This is a genomic window from Anaerovibrio sp. (assembly GCF_024697385.1).
In the GTDB taxonomy this organism is placed as follows: Bacteria; Bacillota; Negativicutes; order Selenomonadales; family Selenomonadaceae; genus Anaerovibrio.
In genome coordinates this window covers 1-21,701 of sequence record NZ_JAILFV010000203.1, presented here as the reverse complement: position 1 = coordinate 21,701, position 21,701 = coordinate 1, and the positions used below count along the sequence as shown (strand labels likewise).

20 protein-coding genes and 1 rRNA gene are annotated in these 21,701 nt (G+C 43.8%); 20 read left to right on the top strand and 1 reads right to left on the bottom strand.

Going from position 1 to position 21,701, the window contains the following annotated elements:
• The first annotated feature begins 3 nt into the window (after positions 1-3).
• The 10 genes from K6C05_RS10545 to K6C05_RS10500 all read left to right on the top strand — a co-directional run bounded on the left by K6C05_RS10545 (position 4) and on the right by K6C05_RS10500 (position 11,641).
• The gene (locus K6C05_RS10545; RefSeq protein WP_296734538.1) at positions 4-1,137 is read left to right on the top strand and encodes a sodium ion-translocating decarboxylase subunit beta; all 1,134 of its coding nucleotides are present in this window, start codon (positions 4-6) and stop codon (positions 1,135-1,137) included.
• A gap of 211 nt (positions 1,138-1,348) precedes the next feature.
• The gene (smc, locus tag K6C05_RS10540; RefSeq protein WP_296734537.1) at positions 1,349-4,909 is read left to right on the top strand and encodes a chromosome segregation protein SMC; all 3,561 of its coding nucleotides are present in this window, start codon (positions 1,349-1,351) and stop codon (positions 4,907-4,909) included.
• Between the two features lie 18 nt (positions 4,910-4,927).
• A complete protein-coding gene (gene ftsY / locus K6C05_RS10535; RefSeq protein WP_296734534.1) occupies positions 4,928-5,842 on the top strand; it encodes a signal recognition particle-docking protein FtsY in 915 nt (304 codons plus the stop codon).
• Positions 5,843-6,020: 178 nt separating this feature from the next.
• Positions 6,021-7,124, top strand: coding sequence for a cobalt-precorrin-5B (C(1))-methyltransferase CbiD (gene cbiD / locus K6C05_RS10530; protein WP_296734531.1), 1,104 nt, complete (start codon positions 6,021-6,023; stop codon positions 7,122-7,124).
• Positions 7,106-7,738 carry a precorrin-6y C5,15-methyltransferase (decarboxylating) subunit CbiE gene (gene cbiE, locus K6C05_RS10525; RefSeq protein ID WP_296734528.1) on the top strand — a complete coding sequence of 211 codons (633 nt, stop codon included), beginning with the start codon at positions 7,106-7,108 and terminating at the stop codon, positions 7,736-7,738. The genes cbiD and cbiE overlap by 19 nt, the downstream gene beginning before the upstream one ends.
• Positions 7,738-8,313 (top strand): precorrin-6Y C5,15-methyltransferase (decarboxylating) subunit CbiT, encoded by a 576-nt coding sequence (gene cbiT / locus K6C05_RS10520; RefSeq protein ID WP_296734524.1) that lies wholly within the window; start codon positions 7,738-7,740, stop codon positions 8,311-8,313. Before cbiE ends, cbiT begins: the two co-directional genes overlap by 1 nt.
• A gap of 10 nt (positions 8,314-8,323) precedes the next feature.
• The gene (cobM, locus tag K6C05_RS10515) at positions 8,324-9,085 is read left to right on the top strand and encodes a precorrin-4 C(11)-methyltransferase (RefSeq protein WP_296734522.1); all 762 of its coding nucleotides are present in this window, start codon (positions 8,324-8,326) and stop codon (positions 9,083-9,085) included.
• Positions 9,082-10,155, top strand: a complete 1,074-nt coding sequence (locus K6C05_RS10510) for a cobalamin biosynthesis protein (RefSeq protein ID WP_296734519.1) — start codon at positions 9,082-9,084, stop codon at positions 10,153-10,155. Before cobM ends, K6C05_RS10510 begins: the two co-directional genes overlap by 4 nt.
• Positions 10,143-10,883, top strand: a complete 741-nt coding sequence (gene cobJ, locus K6C05_RS10505; protein WP_296734516.1) for a precorrin-3B C(17)-methyltransferase — start codon at positions 10,143-10,145, stop codon at positions 10,881-10,883. Before K6C05_RS10510 ends, cobJ begins: the two co-directional genes overlap by 13 nt.
• On the top strand, positions 10,880-11,641 hold the full coding sequence (locus tag K6C05_RS10500; RefSeq protein ID WP_296734514.1) for a cobalt-precorrin-6A reductase: 762 nt from the start codon (positions 10,880-10,882) through the stop codon (positions 11,639-11,641). The genes cobJ and K6C05_RS10500 overlap by 4 nt, the downstream gene beginning before the upstream one ends.
• Positions 11,642-11,817: 176 nt before the next feature.
• Here the strand turns inward: K6C05_RS10500 and K6C05_RS10495 are convergent, their stop codons facing one another.
• Entirely contained in the window at positions 11,818-12,183 is a 366-nt protein-coding gene (locus K6C05_RS10495) for a response regulator (RefSeq protein WP_296734511.1), read from the bottom strand.
• Positions 12,184-12,509: 326 nt separating this feature from the next.
• Between K6C05_RS10495 and K6C05_RS10490 the strand changes: the two genes are divergently transcribed.
• The 10 genes from K6C05_RS10490 to K6C05_RS10445 all read left to right on the top strand — a co-directional run.
• Positions 12,510-13,145, top strand: coding sequence for a precorrin-8X methylmutase (locus K6C05_RS10490; RefSeq protein ID WP_296734508.1), 636 nt, complete (start codon positions 12,510-12,512; stop codon positions 13,143-13,145).
• A gap of 19 nt (positions 13,146-13,164) precedes the next feature.
• Positions 13,165-14,547 (top strand): cobyrinate a,c-diamide synthase, encoded by a 1,383-nt coding sequence (locus K6C05_RS10485; protein WP_296734507.1) that lies wholly within the window; start codon positions 13,165-13,167, stop codon positions 14,545-14,547.
• A gap of 2 nt (positions 14,548-14,549) precedes the next feature.
• Complete coding sequence (gene cobU / locus K6C05_RS10480; RefSeq protein WP_296734505.1) at positions 14,550-15,107, top strand: bifunctional adenosylcobinamide kinase/adenosylcobinamide-phosphate guanylyltransferase; 558 nt, start codon at positions 14,550-14,552, stop codon at positions 15,105-15,107.
• Between the two features lie 15 nt (positions 15,108-15,122).
• The gene (locus K6C05_RS10475; protein ID WP_296734503.1) at positions 15,123-16,652 is read left to right on the top strand and encodes a cobyric acid synthase; all 1,530 of its coding nucleotides are present in this window, start codon (positions 15,123-15,125) and stop codon (positions 16,650-16,652) included.
• The gene (gene cbiB / locus K6C05_RS10470; protein WP_296734501.1) at positions 16,652-17,611 is read left to right on the top strand and encodes an adenosylcobinamide-phosphate synthase CbiB; all 960 of its coding nucleotides are present in this window, start codon (positions 16,652-16,654) and stop codon (positions 17,609-17,611) included. Before K6C05_RS10475 ends, cbiB begins: the two co-directional genes overlap by 1 nt.
• On the top strand, positions 17,612-18,388 hold the full coding sequence (cobS, locus tag K6C05_RS10465; protein WP_296734498.1) for an adenosylcobinamide-GDP ribazoletransferase: 777 nt from the start codon (positions 17,612-17,614) through the stop codon (positions 18,386-18,388).
• A gap of 1 nt (position 18,389) precedes the next feature.
• On the top strand, positions 18,390-19,253 hold the full coding sequence (locus K6C05_RS10460) for a GHMP kinase (RefSeq protein WP_296734496.1): 864 nt from the start codon (positions 18,390-18,392) through the stop codon (positions 19,251-19,253).
• Positions 19,254-19,261: 8 nt separating this feature from the next.
• Positions 19,262-20,347, top strand: a complete 1,086-nt coding sequence (gene cobD / locus K6C05_RS10455; protein ID WP_296734494.1) for a threonine-phosphate decarboxylase CobD — start codon at positions 19,262-19,264, stop codon at positions 20,345-20,347.
• A gap of 4 nt (positions 20,348-20,351) precedes the next feature.
• Positions 20,352-20,987 (top strand): alpha-ribazole phosphatase, encoded by a 636-nt coding sequence (cobC, locus tag K6C05_RS10450; protein ID WP_296734491.1) that lies wholly within the window; start codon positions 20,352-20,354, stop codon positions 20,985-20,987.
• Positions 20,988-21,560: 573 nt separating this feature from the next.
• Positions 21,561-21,701 (top strand): 16S ribosomal RNA (locus tag K6C05_RS10445); the annotation flags it as partial.

Here is a 21,701-nt window from a genome sequence, read left to right as displayed (position 1 = left end):
TTAATGGATATTCTAAGCGCATTTGTAACATCAATTCAGTCAGTATGGTTGGATAGTGGTTTTGCGTCCTTTACCGTCGGTAATTTTATAATGATTTTGGTGGGCATGGTGCTTTTGTATATGGCAATTGTCAAGGAATTTGAGCCATTGCTGCTGGCTCCTATTGCCTTTGGCTGTATCATGGCAAATTTTCCACGCACTGGTTTTTTGGAGGATCCTGGTGTAATGCAGCTCATTCACTATGGTATTCAGTTTGAGATATTCCCTCCATTGATTTTCCTTGGCGTTGGTGCCATGACTGATTTTGGTCCTTTATTGGCTAATCCGAATACCTTATTTTTGGGTGCGGCAGCACAGTTTGGTGTATTCATTTCCCTGGCCGGTGCAATGCTTTTAGGCTTTACTGCCCAGGAGGCTGCTGCTATTGGTATTATCGGCGGCGCTGATGGTCCTACGGCTATTTACATGGCTTCCAAGATGGCTCCAAATCTTTTGGGTGCCATTGCAGTTGCGGCATATTCCTATATGTCTCTGGTACCATTGATTCAGCCACCTATCATGAAGCTCATGACCTCCAAGGAGGAGCGGGCTGTCAAAATGGATCAGTTGCGTAGTGTCACCAAGTTTGAAAGAGTAGTGTTCCCTATTTCGGCAGCAATTATTATTTCCTTGCTGCTTCCACCGGTAGCTGCTCTTATCAGTATGCTGATGCTTGGTAATCTGTTCCGTGAGTCCGGAGTAACTGATCGTCTGTCAGATACCTCCCAGAATGCTCTTTGTAACATAGTTACCATTTTCCTGGCTACCGGTACTGGTATGACCATGAATGCTGAGAGCTTTTTGACTGTACAGACCATCGAGATTATTTTACTTGGTCTGTTGGCCTTTGCAGGTGGTACTGCTGCCGGATTGTTGCTCGGTAAAGTTATGTGCCGTCTTTCCGGTGGTAAGATTAATCCGTTGATTGGTTCTGCCGGTGTATCCGCTGTTCCAATGGCTGCCCGTGTATCCCAGATGGTTGGCCAGAAGGCAAATCCTTCCAATTTCCTTCTGATGCACGCTATGGGACCTAATGTTGCTGGTGTAATTGGTACTGCAGTTGCTGCTGGAACAATGATGGCAATGCTTGCAAAATAATTTTTGAATTGATAGACTGGTGTGTCGTTAGGCACACCAGTTTTTTTTCCCTGAGATTTATGCCTATTGGCAAAAACCTCTCTGAAGCGTTATAATACAATGAGTGCGGTAAAATAAGACCGAAATTTAGCGGAAGGATAAATTTTTCAGGGCTTATTTTCCGGTATAACAAGGTATGGTTTAACTATTATATTTCAGGTTGGTGTTTTTTTTGCAGTTAAAAAGACTGGAAGCATATGGATTTAAAACATTTGCAGATAGGATAGAAGTAGAGTTTGATAAAGGAATAACAGCAATTGTTGGACCAAATGGCAGCGGGAAAAGCAATATTTCCGATGCAGTCAAGTGGGCGTTAGGGGAGCAGAATGTCCGTAATATTCGTGGAACTAAGGCTGAGGATGTCATCTTTAATGGCAGCTCCTCCCGCCGTGCTATGGGAGTCGCTGAGGTTTCACTGACATTTGATAATGATGGGACACTTCCTGTCGATTTTCAGGAGGTCAAAATCACCAGAAGATTGTTTCGTAATGGTGACAGTGAGTTTTATATAAACAAGGCGAGATGCCGGCTTAAGGATATTATAAATCTGTTTGCAGATACAGGTATTGGTCATGACAGTATGGGGATTATTAGTCAGAATAAGATTGATGATATACTAAATGCCCGTCCTGAGGAGAAGAGGCTTTTCTTTGAGGAAGCTGCCGGGATTACAAAGTATAGAAACCGCAAAAAGGAATCCATGCGGAAGCTGGAGGATACAGAGGCTAATCTTCTCAGGGTACAGGATATTATCGGTGAGATAGAGACCAGATTGGAACCACTGAAAATCAGTGCCGAAAAAACAGAAAAATATAATAGCCTGCAGGAAGAGTTAAAAAAGTACAGTCTGGCAGAAATATATCTTGGTTTTTTGGGGCTAAACAAGAAAAAGGCAAAACAAAGTGTAGCCATCAATGAGAAAAAGGACCAGGAAATTGCTGCCAAAACGGCATTACAGTTGTCTGAAACCCGTAAGGAACAGTTCAATAAGGTAATATTGGAGCTTGAAAAGGAGCAGGAGAGTATTGCCAATAGGAAAAATGAACTTCATGGAAAAATTGAATCGGCGGAAAGTGATATAAAGGTATTGGAGGAACGCCGCCGTCAAGGCAAGACATCGCGACAGCTTTTGACTCAGCAGATAAATGAACTGAATGCTGCAGCCAAGGAAGCTGAAGCCGACATAGAGCTGGCAGAGCAGGGAGGGGCTGAATCTAAAAAAACCTTGGAGGATGTTATCCAACGGATTACCAAATGCCGTCAGAGAGCCAAGGTCCTTAGAGAAGACCTGCAGGTGAGGCGAAATCAGCGTAGTTCCATTGAGGTGGAACTGGAAAAAGATCTCCAAATATTAAATCAAAAAAGCAGTGAGTTAATGATTTTGGAGCGTGACCTGGCAAATGATGGTGAGGTAAGGAGCAGTCAAGGTGAAAAGCTTAAGACCATTTCAGCACACATAGCTGAAATGGAAAAGCAGAAGGATACTCTTGCGGTAACTGTCCAAAAATCATTGACTGAAAAAAGCAATCAGGAAATGACAATTGCCCAGACAGAAAAGAAGATGGAGTCAATAGATGGGCAGCTTGAAGAAATTACCGGCAAGAAGAATGAAAATGATACCAGACTGCAGAAAATCATCAGCCGGCTGCAGATAATGGAGAAATTACAGCAGTCATATGAAGGCTTTGGTAAGGCTGTAAAGCAGGTGTTGACCAGCAAGGCACCATGGCGTAATGGTATATGTGGTACAGTAGCAGAGCTGTTGGATGTACCGGGTAAATATATTACTGCTGTTGAAACTGCCTTGGGAGCTGGGCTGCAGAATATAGTTACAAAAGATACGGATACCGCCAAGGAAGCTATCGCATATTTAAAGCGGGACAGATTGGGCAGGGTTACTTTTTTACCGTTGTCCTCCATTGTGGTGCGTCAGAATCAAGAACAGCTGCCGGCAGATGTCAGCGGAGTTATTGGCTGGGCCAAGGATATTGTGGGCAGTGAAGTAATGTACAAGGATGTTGTGGATTTTCTTTTGGGACGAACCCTTGTGGTGGATACACTGGATAATGCAGTCAGGCTCAACAAGAGGATGGGGCAACGGCTCAGGATAGTTACCCTGGAAGGCGAGCTGCTCAGTCCCGGGGGAGCCATGACAGGAGGAAGTCACCAGCATAGGGAAAGCAGTTTTTTAAACCGTCAGGGTGAGATAAAGGATCTGAGGGAACAGAAGGATATATTCACCAGGGAAGCCCAACAGCTGAAGGAAAAATATGGTCAGCTTCAGCAGGAAAAAAAAGATACAGACGTAACGCTTTTGGGCTTGAAAGACGAGCTTCATCGTATGGAGATGGAGGTGCAGGGGCAGCAGCTCCGCTGTGCAACCCTGGAGGACGAGCTTGCCAGGGAAAAGGCTGAAATGACATCTGTTAATGAAGCGCTGGTCAATGCACAGGAAAACTATTCGGCCAGGGAGGAAAGGGCAACTCTCCTACGACGGGAGCTCGACCGCCAGCAGGCCGATAATGCTGATTTAAAAAATAAGCTTACAGGACTTATTGCAGAATATGATGAATTGGACAAAGAAGCTGATGAAGTATCAGAGGAAGCCAACAGGCTGGAGCATCAGCAAACTGTCCATGAACAGAATATTTTGCGGATAAAGGAAAAAATATTGCTTTGTCAGCGTGAGCTTACAAGAAATCAGGAGACATTGTCCCAGAATGAAAAGGAAATAAGGCGTCTGGATGATGAACTGGAACAGAGCCAAAATCAAATTGGCGTTTTAATCACAAAGACCCGGCAGCTGCAGGATGATTTTGCTGTAGCCAAGGATGAATACAAAAAAATATATGACAATCGGATGGAAAAGCTGGTAGAAAGCCAGAAGAATGAAAAGGAAATCAAGGAATCACAGCGGCGTTTAAATGGTATTCAGGATGAGCTTCATGCCCTGGAGCTTGAGGGCTCACGAACTGATTATGATTTGGACCAGCTGCAGCAGGAGATGCTCTCAAAATATGGAATATTACCTGAACGGGCAGCTGATATGGTGCCGGATATGGAACCGTCAGTACTCAAGCGGGAGTTAAGGCGCCTGGAAAAAGATATCAATTCCTTGGGGACCGTGAACCCGAATGCACCTGAAGAATATAGGGAGCTTGTTGAGCGTCATGGATTCCTGGCGGGTAATGCAGATGACCTTATAGCCGCCAAGAAAGACCTTTTAAAAATAATTGGTGAGATGGATGCAACCATGACCAGACAGTTTAAAGAGGCCTTCAATAAAATTAATGTTTTCTTTAACGATACATTTATCCGGTTGTTTGGTGGCGGAGAAGGAAAGATACTGTTAAAGGACAAGGATAATGTCCTTGAATCCGGGGTTGATATTGTTGTTCAGATTCCTGATAAAAAGAAACAGAATCTTGCAGTACTTTCAGGAGGCGAACGGGCTCTTACTGTAGTAGCTTTATTGTTTTCATTCCTCCAGTACAGGCCAGCGCCATTTTCACTGCTGGATGAGATTGATGCTCCGTTGGATGAGGCCAATATAGGCCGATTTGGGAGCTTTTTGGAGAAATTCTCTGCCAACACCCAGTTTATCGTGGTGACTCACAGAAAAGGCACAATGGAAGCAGCAGATGCCATGTATGGTGTCACCGTTGAGGATGCAGGTGTTTCCAAGATTTTATCTGTCAAGCTGAAGGAAGCTGAAGATATGGTGGAAGATTAATATTGGGGAGGTAGTACTATGGGTTTTTTTGATAAATTAAAAAAAGGACTGACTAAAACAAGGGCGTCGATAACTGAAAAAATAGAAAAGCTGGTTATTGGCTATGCCGATATAGATGATGATCTGCTGGATGAGCTGGAAGAAATCCTGATAATGGCTGATGTAGGTGTCAATACCACGGAACGGCTGATGGAGTCCGTGCGTAAGGGAATAAAGAAAAAGGAAATCAATTCTCCGGAGGATTTGAAGCCATTTTTGCAGAAGCAGATTTCTGACCTGCTTACCAGGGAGTCAAATGAAATCAATATGGCCAAGTCAGGGCCTACGGTTTTTTTGGTTATTGGTGTCAATGGAGTTGGGAAAACCACAACTATTGGAAAACTCAGTGCTTATTATAAGGCCCAGGGGAAAAGTGTTATGCTGGCTGCGGCAGATACCTTCCGTGCAGCGGCCATTGACCAACTGGAAATTTGGGGAGAGCGCACTGATGCCAAGGTGATTCGTCATGAGGAAAATTCGGATCCGGCTGCAGTAGCCTTTGATGCTGTAAAAGCTGCTGTGGCGCGGAATGTGGATGTCCTTCTTATAGATACTGCCGGTCGGCTTCAGACTAAATCTAATTTGATGGAGGAGCTGAAAAAAATCAATCGGGTAATTCAGAGGGAAATTCCAGAGGCACCTCATGAAACCCTGTTGGTTCTCGATGCTACCACTGGGCAGAATGCCATAAGTCAGGCCAAGCTGTTTACTGAGGCGGCTCCTATTTCCGGTATTGTGCTTACAAAGCTGGATGGCACAGCCAAGGGCGGTGTAGTAATTGGTATAAAGGCAGAGCTCGCCATGCCGGTAAAATGGATTGGTGTTGGCGAAGGGGTAGAGGATTTAAGGCCATTCATAGCCGAGGATTTCGCCAAGGCGTTGTTTGAAGGATGATGTTCATCGTTGAAAAGGCTCAAGGAAAATTCCTTGGGCCTTAAATTTTTGACAGTTGGTGAGACTTTAACTGCTTTTTTTTATGTCAATCAAAGTATTTTTCTTCCAAAGAAGAAAAATTTGAACAACTGCGTTATAATATGCAATAGTGATATATTTTAAAATTTATGGGGGAAACATGACTAAGGAGCTAAAAGGTGGGTATACCACCGGGGCCTGTGTGGCAGCGGGAGTCAAGGCAGCAATACTGTTTTCTCAGGGGAGCTGCTGTGATTTTGTTGATATAACTGCCCTAGATGGAACAAAACTGACAATACCAATCAAGGACATTGAAAATGCCGGTGAGGGGATTAAAGTTTCTGTGATAAAGGACGGGGGCGATGATCCTGATATAACCAATGGAGCTGTCGTTATCACCACGGTAGAGTTTGATGAAAGCATTGACTATTTGGAATTCACCGCTGGTGAAGGTGTGGGAACCGTGACCAAGGCAGGTTTGGCAGTTTCACCTGGTGAGCCGGCCATTAATCCGGGACCAAGACAGCTGATAAAGGAGACAGTGGAAGCAGCTTACGGAAAAGTCATTGGCTGTAGGATAAGAATTGATATTCCTGGGGGAAAAGAACTGGCAAAAAAAACCCTTAACCCGATTTTGGGTATTCGTGATGGTATTTCTATCTTGGGGACCACAGGAGTTCTTAAACCCATGTCAGAGGAAGCCTTTAAGGATTCGCTGGTCCCACAGATAAAAGTGGCCTATGCTGCCGGATATACAAGCCAGATTTTTGTGCCGGGGAAAATCGGTGAAAGAATAGCCGGAGAATGGGGATTGCCTGTTGAAGCCATGGTGCAAACCAGTAATTTTATCGGTCATATGCTGGAAAAGGCTGCGGAATCTGGCGTGGATAAGGTCCTGCTATTTGGTCATATCGGCAAATTAGCCAAGGTGGCCGCCGGGGTTTTCCATACCCACAACCGTGTCGGGGATGGCAGACTTGAGACCATGGCGGCTTATAGTGCCGCTGCAGGTATGCCTGCCGAAGGTGTGAGGGAGATTTTGGAGTCACTAACGACGGAGGCGGCTCTCCCTGTAATAGAAAAATACGGGCTGGAAGCTGTATATGAAACTATTGCAGCCAGGGCTAGTCAGCGTGCCCAAAGGCTGGTCTTCGATGAGCTTACAGTGGGTACTGTTCTGGTAACCTTAAAGGGATCCCTGTTGGGGATGGATGATAATGCAAGGATGATAGGCGGAGAATTAGGATGGCACATAAAATCATAATAGTGGGGATAGGCCCTGGCTCACCTAGATATATGGTACCTGAGGCTCTTGATACCATAAAAGGGGCAAAGGTGCTGGTGGGCAGTAGCAGGGCCATGGAGCAGTACGGAAATCCTGAGGGGCAAAAACAGTTTATAATTAGGGCAGATATGGCGGCGGTTATGGAATTTATTGAACTGCATTTGCCGGATAATGATGTGATAGTAATGGTATCCGGTGATCCTGGCTATTATTCCATGTTGGACGCTGTTCGCCGCAGTTATTCCGATGAATGTATCAAAGTGATTCCCGGGCTCAGCTCAATGCAGGTAGCTTTTGCCAAGCTTGGACTGCCTTGGCATGATGCGGATTTAATCAGTATGCATGGCCGACAGCCTGCTCCTGAAAGCCTGGATTTCCAGCCTGGCAGAGTGATAGGCTTTTTGACTGATAAAAATAATAATTCAAAAACGATCCCTAAAATGCTGCAGGAAAGAGGTTGGCCGGATTCATCCATGTTGGGGATATGCAGCCGGTTGTCCTATGATGATGAGGAAATCATAAAAACAACTCTTGGTGATGCAGCAATGGTTGAGAAAACATTTTATAACTGTGTATTGGTGGTGGTGGCATAATGTATACCCTTGGAATTCCTGATGAGGAGTTTATACGCGGCAAGGTTCCAATGACCAAACAGGAAATCAGGATATTGACCATAGTCAAGGCCGGTATTAAAAGGGACAGTCTGGTATGTGATATAGGAGCAGGTACTGGATCTTTGTCCATAGAGGCAGCAATTCAGGCCCCGGAGGGCAGGGTTTATGCACTGGAGCGTAATCCGGAGGGAATCGGGCTTATAAAGGCCAACGCAGGGAAATTTGGTGTTGATAATCTTGAGATAATTGAGGCCTGTGCACCAGATGGGATGGAGCAGCTGCCTTTATTGGATGCTGCCATAATAGGTGGCAGCGGTGGAAATCTGGCACCTATTATGGATTTGGTGGACAGTAAACTTAAAGTCGGTGGAAGGATTGTAATCAATTGCATAACTATCCAGACCATAGCACAGTGTATAGAATATCTGCGCAATCGCAAGGATTATAGCTATGATGCTGTTCAGGTACAGGTGAGTCAGCTTCATCAGCTAGGTTCATATGATATGGTAAAAGCCAATAATCCAATTTTTATTGTTACTTGTATTAAGAAATGAGGTTATGTACATGGTAAATGTTAGTATAGTAGGTGCAGGTCCTGGTGATCCGGAACTGATTACCGTCAAGGGCCGCAGGCTCCTGGAGGCTGCTGATGTAATTATTTATGCAGGCTCACTAGTGCCAAAGGCATTATTGGGATATGCCCGGGAAGGATGTGAAATCCATAATTCAGCATCAATGTCTTTGCCGGAAGTCCTGGAGGTCATCGAGAAAAGCGTGGAGGCAGGGAAAAAAGTAGTAAGACTGCATACCGGGGATCCAAGTATTTATGGAGCCATTCAGGAACAAATGGATGCTTTATCCAAAAAGGGAATAGAGTTTGAAGTAGTACCGGGAGTAAGCAGCTTTTTGGCAACTGCGGCGGTACTGAAGCAGGAATATACCTTGCCTGGGGTTACACAAACAGTGATTATCACCAGAAATGAAGGGCGCACTGCGGTACCTGACCGGGAAAAGCTGAAGTCATTGGCAGCGCATAAGGCTACAATGTGTATTTTTTTGAGTATTTCCATGTTGGAGGAAGTAGTGGCAGAGCTGATTGCCGGCGGTTATGAGCCAGATACACCAATTGCTATTGTTCAACGGGCAACCTGGCCTGAGCAGCGTATATTCAGGGCTACTTTGGAAACAATATGCAGTGAAATAGAAGGTGAGGGGGTAGACCGAACCTCCATGATTGTTGTCAGCCATGTTTTGGGCAGTGATTATGAACTGTCCAGATTGTATGCACCGGAATTTAGTCATGGCTATAGGGATGCAAAAAAATGAGATGTGCGATTTTTACCTCAACTGCACAGGGATTGCAGCTGGCCAAAAGGGTTCAGTCTATGATGAATGGCACCATAGATATATATGGGCATAAAAATTTAAAGGAAAATAGTGGTTTTATACCTTATAGCCGGGTGACTGAGGCAGTGACGGAGGTTTTTGATAAGTATTCTGCATTGATATTCATTATGGCAACGGGAATCGTGGTAAGGGCGATTGCCCCACATTTAAAGGGGAAATTGCATGACCCGGCTGTGGTGGTAATGGATGAAAAGGGCCTTAATATAATCAGTCTTTTGTCAGGTCATATTGGTGGAGCCAATGAACTGACCAAGTTTTTGGCAAAAGGGCTGGGAGCAAATCCGGTCATTACAACAGCAACCGACATAAATAACATGCTGGCCCCTGATCTTATTGCATCCAGGTTGGGACTTATGCCGTATCCAACAGGTAATATTCTTTCCATTAACAGTGCAATATTAAAGGGTGCTGTGGTGGAGTATATCATCGATAAAGAAATACCCTGTCTTGAGGATTATATAAACGCTCTCGGGAAAATGGCAATTCATCCGACTGTAATCGATAATATTTCAGGGCTTGACAGTATAATTGCCCATAAGGATTACTATACTGTGGTGATAAGTGATAAAGATATTTCTGTAGGCAGAAAGGTTTTGCTTTTAAAACCTCGCAGGCTTATTGCAGGAGTAGGCTGTCGCCGCGGTGTTGGTAAGGAGCTGGTTTTGTCAGCACTGGATAAGGCCTGTAACAGCATCGACTGGCAGATCGGGCGTATAGATGAGCTGGCAAGTGCCGGTATCAAGGCTGATGAACAGGGCCTTTTGGCTGCAGCTGCACAGCTGAAAAGAAAAATCAGTTTTTATGAAAATGACAAATTGGCTGAAAAAATAGATTCCTATAATTTGGAGGAATCGGAATTTGTCAAAAATAATGTAGGCGTAGGCAATGTGTCAGAGGCAGCAGCTTATTGCTGCTGTAGTCATGGTGCGCTGGCCTTACCAAAAACGAAATTTGAGAAAGTGACGGTGGCGCTGGTATGGGAAAAATAACTGTAGTTGGAATAGGGCCCGGAAGTATTGAGGATATGACGCCAAGAGCAAGGACGGCAGTAGAATCAGCTGATGTGGTTGTTGGCTATACAACCTATATCAAGTTGATAGAAAAATTACTTGATGGTAAAAAAGTAATCGGTACAGGGATGATGCAGGAGGTAGACCGTTGCCGTATGGCTGTGGAAGAAGCGGTCAATGGAAGTAATACCGTGGTAGTTTCCAGTGGTGATGCCGGGGTATATGGCATGGCAGGTCTTGTATTGGAAATGCTTTTGCAATGTCCTGGGGAATCGAGACCGGAATTTGGTGGAACAATAGCAGGGGTATCGGCCGTCAATGCAGCGGCATCTATTTTGGGTGCTCCCCTTATGCACGATTTTGCAGTAATCAGTCTTAGTGATTGGCTCACTCCATGGGAACTGATACAAAAAAGAGCAAGATTGGCCGGGGAAGGTGATTTTGTGATTGCCTTATATAACCCGAAGAGTAAATCACGCCCGGACTACATCAACCAGATACAAAAAATTATTTTGGAATCAAGAGATCCTAAAACCCCTGTTGGAATAGTAACAGGTGCCAGTCGTGATCAGGAAAGTCATGTTATAAGTGATTTAGCTCATTTTACTGAGGAGGAAATAGGAATGTTCTCCATTGTCATCATTGGAAACAGCAGGACTTATGTAAAAGATGGGTACATGATAACTCCACGAGGGTATAAGGTATGATTTTTGTTGCAGCAGGTACGCAGGATGGCAGGGAACTGGCAGGATATTTACTGAATCAGGGCTACGATGTGACAGCTTCTGTAATAAGTCAATATGGTCAGTCTCTGCTCAAGGCATATCAGGGTATAAAAATAAATGACAAACCCTTGGATGAATCAGGACTTACGGATTATTTGCGTAAAAATGGTGTAAAATGTTTTGTGGATGCCAGTCATCCTTATGCTGCCAATATATCATCAAATGCCATGGCAGCGTGTAAAAAGTGTGAGATACCTTATATAAGGTTTGAGAGGGAGGTCAGTCAGCTCAAATACGACAAGGCTTATTATGTGGCAGATTATAAATCTGCTGCAAAAAAAGCCGGTGAGCTGGGGGAAAATATATTTTTGACTACCGGCAGCAGGACCCTCAGTATTTTTTCCAAAGCCGATGAGCTGGTTGGATGCCGACTTATCTGCCGCATCTTACCTGAGGCCGAGGTGGTGAAGGGCGCCAGGGAGCTGGGGTTTACTCCTGATAATATCATTGCCATGCAAGGTCCTTTTTCCAGGGAGCTGAATCGGGAACTTTTTGTGAAGTACAATGCGGATGTTGTAGTAACCAAGAATAGTGGCTCCATGGGCGGCACGGATACAAAATTTGAGGCAGCCAGAGACCTTGAGTTACCTCTGGTGATTATTGACAGGCCCAAAATGAAATACACAAATATTGCAAACAGCTTTCAGGATATTCTGAGTTTTGTCCGGGAAAATGTGTAATGATATTTCGCCTTGCGGTGGAAGAAAGATATTAATGAATACATTTATACTTTTTTAGTGCAGTAAAAAAGACTCTTTGATTTTGTCGAAGAGTCTTTTTGGCTGTTATTGGGTAAATGGGAATAAAAAAGAAGGGAGTAAAAACTCCCTCCAGATAAGTTTCAGCTTATGACTTTTCAATACCCGACAATACGCGCTACTCTCTCCTGAATTTCCTTGGCAGCATAGAAAGGCTTGCGCCAGAAATCAATGGCACCAAGTTCCATTACCTGTTCCTCTGTCTGGTGCTGTGCACTCATAACTATTACCGGAATATCCATCGTAGCCGGATCTGCCTTGATTTTCTCCAAAAGCTCAACACCGGTAGTCTCAGGCAAAACTATATCCAATATTATAAGTGCCAGAGTGTCAGCATTTGCCTGTACAAGCTCCAGGCCCTGTGCACCGTTGGAAGCTGAAAGAACCTCATATTTCTCCAACATTCTTGATAAAAGCATCTGATTTACTTCGGCGTCATCGATAATGAGAATTTTCTTTTTCATATTGTATCACCACCTAATAAATGTTAACTTTCTATTTTTATTATACCATGTTGTTATTTATATACAAACATTTAATGGGAAGATAATAAAATTTTTAAAGATTTATAATGGAATTTATTATGAATAAAATTTGTGATACTTATATTGATTAAAGGTATCCATTGGAGCGGTTCACTTTTGTAATATATTATCATGTGTTATAATTCAATTGTGTTTTTTAGTATAAGTTATGATTAGGTTATGGATGTCCTCTTACTCTATAGGTGGGGGAATCAAACTTTGATAAAAAGCAGATATATGTTATTTCGATTTTGTGGAGGATTTACATGGATTTTATAAGGCAGCCTATGGAAATAGAAAAAAGGAGTATGGAAATTATTGCACCGCACCTTAAGGGCCTGAACCTGGATGAGGATGCCACGAAAGTATATTCAAGGATTATTCATGCAGCCGGTGATGTGGAATATGCGCCCATAATCAGAATGCACCCAAAAGCAATTGAAGCAGGGAAAAAGGCAATTTTGAGTGGATGCAACATATATACAGATGTTGAAATGGTTCGTACCGGCATTAATAAAAGGAAGCTGGCAACCTTTGGGGGAGAGGTATTCTGCCGTGTTGCTGATCCCCAGATAAGCCAGCTGGCAAAACAGCAGGGGATTACAAGGTCCATGGCGGCAATGAGGAGCTTTGGCAACGATATGAATGGTGCCATTGTGGCTATAGGAAATGCCCCTACCGCTTTGTTTGAAGTGTTACGCATGGTGAAGGACGAAGGCCTTCGGCCTGCATTAATCGTCGGGATTCCTGTAGGCTTTGTGGGAGCAGCAGATTCCAAGGAGGCGTTGGAGAACAATTCCATTATACCTTATGTAACCGTGGCCGGAACAAAAGGAGGCAGTCCGATTGCAGCTTCGGTTATTAATGCTGTTATGTATATTATTGATAATAACCGTGTGTGATATTTAAGGGGCGTAGTATATGGAATGCCGTATTCCAAGAATAGTAGTTGCTGCCACTAAAAGTGGTTCCGGCAAGACAACAATAGTTACAGGCTTGTTGGCGGCACTGCGGCAACAAGGAATAAAGGTTCAGCCCTATAAGGTCGGACCTGATTATATAGATCCCGGATATCACAGGCTGGCCAGTGGCAGGCCGTCTCATAATCTTGATTCCTGGCTGATGCCCCGGGAAAAGATGGTGGAAGTATTTGCTGCATCCGCCTGTGGAGCTGAATTGGCTGTGATCGAGGGCGTTATGGGCCTTTATGATGGTGGAAATAACGGGATAAGCTCTTCTGCTGAGATTGCCAAATGTCTACATGCCCCGGTAATATTGGTTGTGGACTGCAAATCCATGGGAGCATCTGCAGCGGCAGTTGCCCTGGGATTTAAATCCTTTGACAAGGATGTACAGCTGGCTGGGGTTATATTGAACCGACTTGGCTCAGATAACCATGAACGAATTATTCGTGAGGCAATGGCTGATCTTAATATTCCGGTTTTAGGTGCGGTTCATCGTAATGATGATCTTGTTATGCCGGAAAGGCACTTAGGATTATTGCCGGTTGAGGAAAATCAAGAGCTTAAGGTTGTTGATGATATGGGACAGGCCATGGCCCGTGAGTTGGATATTGCTGCAATAATAAAGGTCGGTGAGGGCGCGGCAGCAATTAATGTGCCTGATGGCAAGATATATGAAAATACCTTACCAAAGGTCCGTATCGGCATTGCCAGGGATGATGCATTTTCCTTTTATTATCCGGAGAGTATCAGTGTCCTTGAACAACAGGGTGCAGAAGTTGTTTATTTCAGCCCCCTTGCTGATCGACAGCTTCCCCGGGTGGATGGACTGATTTTTGGTGGCGGTTTCCCGGAGATGTTTGCAGACAAATTAAGCAGTAATCTTGAGCTTATTGAAAGTATCAGAAAAGAAGCAGCTGCTGGCATGCCTATATACGCCGAATGTGGCGGCTTTATGTTTTTGAGCAGTTCAATGGAAGCTTTCAATGGCGAAGTATTCCCCATGTGTGATATATTGCCATGCCGGGTTAAAATGAACAACAAATTGCAGATGGTAGGCTATGTCTCGGCTGAGCTACAGACAGATACAATCCTTGGGAAAAAGGGAGATGTGCTCAAGGGACATGAGTTCCATTTTTCGGTTGAGCTTCCCAGGGAAGACAATACAGAGGGGAAAAGGGCCTTTGAGTTTGTTCGGGCCAGAAATGGCGTACATTATCCTGGCGGTTATGTCAGGGGGAATGTATTGGGCTCATATCTGCATATACATTTTGCAGGTTATCCGGATGCAGCATCAGAATTTGTGGAAGCCTGCAGGAATTTTAGAGGAAATAAGGGATAGTAATGGGAAAAATTATTTTGGTTACTGGTGGGGCAAGAAGTGGCAAGAGTTCGTTTGCGGAACGATATGTTGCGAAATATGGCAAGAAAATCGGGTATATTGCTACATCCCAGGTTAGCGATGTGGAAATGGAATATAGGGTAAAGCTGCATCGTGAGCGCCGTCCCAAGGAATGGAAGACCTTTGAGAAGCCCTTTAATGCCTACGAGGTGATTGAAAAACAGGGCAAAAGCTATGATATGTTTTTGTTTGATTGTATGACAATATACATCAGCAATATATTGAGCACTGTCAACGATATAGACGATTTTGATGCAAATTACAGACTGGTTACCGACAATATCCAACAGCTGATAAAGGCAATTACAGCCTCTGATGCCACGGTAGTAATTGTTACCAACGAGGTGGGCTCCGGGATAGTTCCCAACAGCCGCTTGGCCAGGGAATACAGAGATTTATCGGGATTGACAAATCAGATGCTCGCCCAGGCTGCTGAAAAAGTGTATATGGTAATATCCGGGATTCCGGTGGACATCAAAAAAATCTCTGAGAATATCTGATAAATGAGGTAGAAAATGGCTAGGAAAATTATGTGCATGGGGACATCATCCCATGTGGGAAAAAGTATATTGGCAACGGCTCTGTGCCGAATTTTTTATCGCAAGGGCAGTCGTGTAGTACCCTTTAAGGCACAGAATATGGCGCTTAATTCCTATGTGACCAGGGATGGTGGAGAAATGGGCAGGGCTCAGGTAGCACAGGCAGAGGCTGCAGGGTTGGAACCGACAGTGGAAATGAATCCGGTGCTGTTAAAACCAACTGGCAATTCCTGTTCCCAGGTGATCATTATGGGAAAACCTGTAGGAAACATGTCGGCCAGGGAATATCACAAGGGATACTCATTAAAAGCCTTTGATGCTGTGAAGTCTGTCCTGAATCAACTTGATGATGAATATGATACCATTGTGATTGAAGGTGCAGGAAGTCCTGCCGAGGTAAATCTGAAGGACAATGATATTGTAAATATGCGGGTGGCCAAGCACCTTAATGCACCTGTGCTTTTGATTGCCGATATAGATAGAGGTGGCGCATTGGCTTCACTGGTTGGCACCTTGGAATTACTGGATGAAGATGAGCGTCAACTGGTGAAGGGCTTGGTAATCAACAAGTTTCGTGGAGATATCAGCCTGCTGACACCAGCCATAGACTTTCTGGAGGAAAAAACAGGTAAACCGGTATTGGGTGTAATACCTCATATTGAGGAAATGGGAATAGACGATGAAGACTCGGTATCCCTGGATGAAAAAGTATCTGTGCGTGATGATGCCGATATAAAAATTGCTGTTATTCAAACTCCAAAGATTTCAAATTTTACTGATTTTGATGCATTGGCTCATGAAGGAGATGTATCCCTTTATTATGTCCGTAATACCGATGAATTTGGGAATCCGGACATGGTCATTTTGCCCGGCAGTAAAAATACTGTTGAAGATATGATGTATCTCAACAAATCAGGATTGTCCGGACTGCTTAATGGTCATAGCGTCAAAGGAAAACCATTGATAGGTATTTGTGGCGGTTATCAGATGCTTGGAAGAATGATTCGGGATCCGCATCATACAGAATCGGAGCATGACGAAATTGCTGGCTTGGGGCTTTTGGGGGTAGAAACCGTATTTGCAGAAAAAAAACTGACAAGTCAAGTAAAGGCAGATTGTACAGGGCTTGAATTTATGGGCGCAATGATTAAGGCGAATGATATAACAGGGTATGAAATTCATACGGGCAAGACGGAATTTGTCGACAAATCAGACAGGCATCCTTTTGTGATAAAAGAGCGCAGTCGCGGGCAGTGCAGCAGTACGGAGGGGACTGTAACAGCTTCCGGTAATGTACTGGGAACATATATTCATGGAATATTTGACAATGATGAGTTTCGGCGACAGCTTCTAAATGCAGTAAGGACCTCCAAGGGACTTTTGCCATTGAAATCATCACGGAATGTTATGGCCGAGAAACAGAAAAATTATGAGCGTCTGGCAGATATAGTTGAACAGAACATGGATATGGTCAGACTGGAGAAAATAATGGGTGATGAGAATTGATGATAACAGCTATTGCGGCATTTTTGATTGATGCAGTTATCGGAGATCCCCGGAGCAATTTTCACCCTGTGGTACTCATAGGCAAGCTGATTGCAGCGTTGGAGGGACCTCTTTACAGGAAGGAAGACAGCAATACCAGAAAATTGATGTTGGGAGGCCTGCTGGCTTGTATTGTTTTGCTATTCACCTTTTTATTGGTAAATGGTATAATGAATATTGTGAATATGCTAAACAATTATTATGTCTCAATGCTGATAGAGGCATTTTTGCTGAGCTTTACAATTTCACCCAAGAGTCTGGCTGCTGCCGGCAAAGAACTGTACGGCTACTTGGCAGCAGGTGACTTGGAAAATGCCAGGTACAAGGTGGGCTGGATAGTTGGCCGGGACACGGATCAGCTGGATTCCGGAGAGGTTTCCCGGGCTACAGTTGAAACCATAGCGGAAAATACAGTGGATGGAATCATAGCACCGTTATTTTTTTTCCTGATTGGAGGATTGCCGGTGGCTTATCTTTACAGGGCGGTAAATACCCTTGATTCCATGGTAGGATACAGAAATGAGCGATATCTGTATTTTGGCCGGGTATCCGCAAGGCTGGATGATGTTCTTGGCTATATACCGGCGAGAATTACCGGCTTATTGTTTGTGGTTTCGGCCTTTATTCTTCGTTATGATGGAAAAAAATCCTGGAAAATCCTGTGGCGGGATGCGGGAAAACATCCCAGTCCTAATGGGGGCTGGGCTGAGGCCTCTGTGGCCGGCGCATTGAAAATAAGGCTTGGCGGCTATAATTCATATTTTGGCAAAGTTCATTTTAGGGCGTATATGGGCGATCCGGATGAAACAATAAATAAGGAACACATTATTAAAACAATTTGTATGATGTATACGGATGTAATATTGTTTTTGCTTGTTTGTCATATTTTGTGTGTAATATATAGTATTGGAGTGCTTTAAATGCAGAGTTTTCTGATAGGCTTGCAGTTTTTGACCAGGATCCATATCGTGCAGCAGACTGTTTGGACCGAGGAGGATTTTGGCAGAAGTGTGAAGTTTTTTCCTCTTGTGGGGGCAGTCTTGGGGGCAATATATGGTGGTACAGCCTGGATTCTCTGTTGTCTTGCGCCATCCTATGGCCTTGATATGCCGGAACACCTGGTAAATGCTATACTGGTTACTTTGCCGGTTCTGTGTACAGGGGCTCTTCATTGCGACGGCCTGATGGATACTGTTGATGGAGTGTTTTCCGGGCGCAGCAGGGAGCGAATGCTCGAAATAATGAAGGACAGCTGCTCCGGAGCCTTTGGGGTAATTTCCTTTGTATTGTTTATTCTTTTGCAGTATGCAGCGATTTCTGATTTGCCTGCGGAGCAATTACCGGTAGCTCTTTTTGTTATGCCGATTATTTCCAGGATGATGATGGTAATGGCCATAACGCTTTTCCCCTATGCCCGCAAGGAAGGCATGGGAAAGTCCTTTACAAATTCATCAAAGGGAAATACGCTGCTGGTTGCATTCGTTTCCGGGCTATTGTTTGTACTTCCCTGGGGCTGGAGTGCTGCATTGGCTGTACTATATGCCATGGTTTTTACTGCCTTGTTTGGTTGTTATGTATCCCGGATTCTTGGCGGACTGACAGGTGATGTATATGGTGCTGTGACCACATTGTGTGAGCTGGTGGTTATCATTGCCTTTATATTTGGAACATACCTTTTTGAGAGGGGGATAATATAATATGCTTTTAGAAGTTTTGGTGCCTGGCTCCTGTGGAGAGATTGCCCAGGGGTGGAAGGATGGGCAGCCTTTTTTGGTAACTTGTCCTATAGGTCTTTATTCAAGAGCATTGGTGACAGAAAGAACCTCTGCAAAAACCGGATTGGGGAAGAAAGCCAATATAGCCTTGAAGAACACTGTGAATTATATGGGATTTACGGAGTTTCCTCTTGGATTAGCCTTGGAATCACAATTGCCTACTGGTAAGGGAATGGCTGCTAGTACAGCTGATATTGTTGCGGTCATACAGGCTGTGGCTACGGCTATCGACGATGAACTGGCACCTGAAGAGGTTGCAGAGCTTGCAGCCGGCATTGAACCAACGGATGGAGTTTTTTATGAAGGCGTAGTCCTGATGAATTATATGACAGGTCAACTTGTAAGGTCATATAAGAATGTTCCTAAAATCATTATTGCCATGTTTGACACTGGTGGGACTGTAAATACAATAGATTTTCACTCTGATTATTCAGATAACAGTGGGAATGCGGATAGTCCTTCTGAGTTGTTGGAGGCCGTTGATTCACTTTCCAAGGATTTCTCTGCAGAAAATATAGGCAGGGTAGCAACTATCAGTGCATTGGCAAACCAAAAGCTGTTGGCCAAGCCACAGCTGGATGAGATTATAGAGTTTGCTAAATCACAGGGAGCAATAGGTGTGAATGTGGCTCATAGTGGGACTATGCTGGGAGTAATGTTTAAACCGGATGAATCCATGAAAAAGGTGCTGGATGTTGTCAGGATGATTGGCGACAAATTTCCACATATGGAATATTTTGATGTGGAGCGCCTGATTCCAGGGGGCTGGATTATCAGACAGAGGTAAGGTGAGTAATGAGACCATTTGAACATGGTGGCAATGTATATAGCGCTGGAGTCTGCAGGCCTGAGCTGTATGATTTCAGCGCTAATATAAATCCACTGGGAATATCTGATAAGGTAAAAAATACAATAATAAAACATGTTGATAACCTGGTTCACTATCCTGATCCATCCGGATTGCAGCTGAAACAGGTTATTTCTGTGCATTATAAAACCAATATGAAAAATATAGTATTGGGGAACGGCGCAGTAGAATTGCTGTATGTATATTTTCACTCCAGGCGGCCAAAAAGAGTTTTGATACCGGTGCCATCCTTTAGTGAATATGAACGAGGAGCAAGGGCTGCAGGATGTGAAGTGGAATATCAATATCTGGACAAAGCAGATGATTTTGCCTTGAACAAGACAAGATTAATGGAAAAAATACCGGAGGTTGATGCAGTTGTATTGGGAAATCCCAACAATCCAACCGGCAGTCTGATCAGTAGGGGAGACTTTGAGGAAATTCTGGAAAAATCAGCGCAGAGCGATACTGATCTGATAATCGATGAATCCTTTTTGGATTTCTTAACAGATGAGGAAAATTACACCTTAATAGATGTCGCTGATAAATATTCAAATTTATTGATTATACGCTCCATGACAAAGTTTTTTGCTGTTCCTGGCCTGCGTCTGGGGTTTTGTGTTGCCGGGGAACACCTTGTTAACATGCTGGAAGCCGGAAAGGACCAATGGAATGTTAATCTCTTGGCCCAGTATGCGGGAGTAGCTGCATTAAAGGATGTTGACTATCAGGAGAAAACCAGAATGCTGATTCAAAAATACAAGAAGGCATTATACGAAAGACTCTCAGCGTTTGAAGAACTTGATGTATATAGCCCAACGGTGAACTTTATCATGTTCAGTGTAGAAAAAACAGGATTGAGCAGCAGTCAATTTGTTGAACTGTTGGCAAGACAGAACATTCTGGTCCGGGATTGCAGTAATTATCCTGGACTGGATGATTTTCACATAAGGACGGCAGTACGGACAGAGCATGAAAACAGCTTGTTGGTGGATGCAATCAGAGAAGTACTGCTAAAGTGCAGAAACAGGTGATAAAATGAAAAAAATAATATTGGTACGGCATGGACAAACTGCCTGGAATAAGCTGGGAAAATATCAGGGGCAGGCAGATGTGGAATTAAGTGAACAGGGACGGAGACAGGCACAGCTTCTGAAGGAAAATTTTCCTTTTGACAAGGTGGATGCAGTATACTCAAGCTCTCTTAACAGGGCAGTGGAAACAGCAAAAGCAGTGGCTGGTAAATTCGGGTTGAAGGTAAAAAGCTGTGATGATTTTAAGGAAATTAATTTTGGGGCCTGGGAGGGCCTGACCTATGACCAGATACATGATAAATGGCCTGTGGAACACGAAAAGCTTTTTAAATGCCCAGGTGAAATGACTTGTCCTGATGGTGAGAGCTTTGCTGATGTTCAGGCCAGGGCTGTGGCCAAGCTAAAGAAGATAATAAAATCCCCGGAGGGAGAAAATATCGTTATAGCAGCTCATGGTGGCGTAATCAGGACCCTGTTGGCCTATGCCCTGGGAATGCCACTTAATAATATGTGGCATATCCGTCAGGACAATACAGCAGTTAATCTGATAACTGCATATGATGAAAGTATGGTTGTAGAGCTTATGAATTCAACGGTACACCTCAAGGGAGAATTCCTGGATAGTAATATGTGGAAATAAATCAAAAAACGGTTGACAAAGAGTTTGTTTGAGAGTATTATTATCCATGTTGTCGGCGCTAATTTAGAACAAGCAGTCAGGGCAACAAAATATAATATTGAAAATCTTGACATGGTCATGATTTTAAGATATTATGTAAAAGCTGACTCAAGGAGTTGGCGGTGTTCTTTGAAAACTAAACAATGCAACAGGAATCATGCACACATGATTCAAGCCAGATGATGGTATTATTTCTTCGGAAGTAATAAACATACAATAGTTTGTTGGAGCAATATCCAAGAGCGAAAGCGATTGGTAAATATTGCCCATGTCAAAACATCCCAAAAAGCAAGTCGCGTGCGACGCAGCTGATTGGTAGATGTTGACGACGGACCAAACTAAAATTCCTTTATTACAAAGGTAATTCTAGAAACTTTAGAGCCATTCAAAGTTATCTGAGAGAGTATATAACGAAGGAATTTTTGCCAGTATCGAGGAACGAAGAAATCAGCAAGTGATGGTGTACTGATGTACATGGAACGCAGCTGATGATGAGTGACAAAGATAATGGTGAAAAGGCCGAGTTAGATATATTTTTTGGAGAGTTTGATCCTGGCTCAGGACGAACGCTGGCGGCGTGCTTAACACATGCAAGTCGAACGGGAAGACATTTCTAACACCGAGTTACTAAATTGACGCATCTGTATCAGACAGCGTCGTGAGTGTCTGCGACAA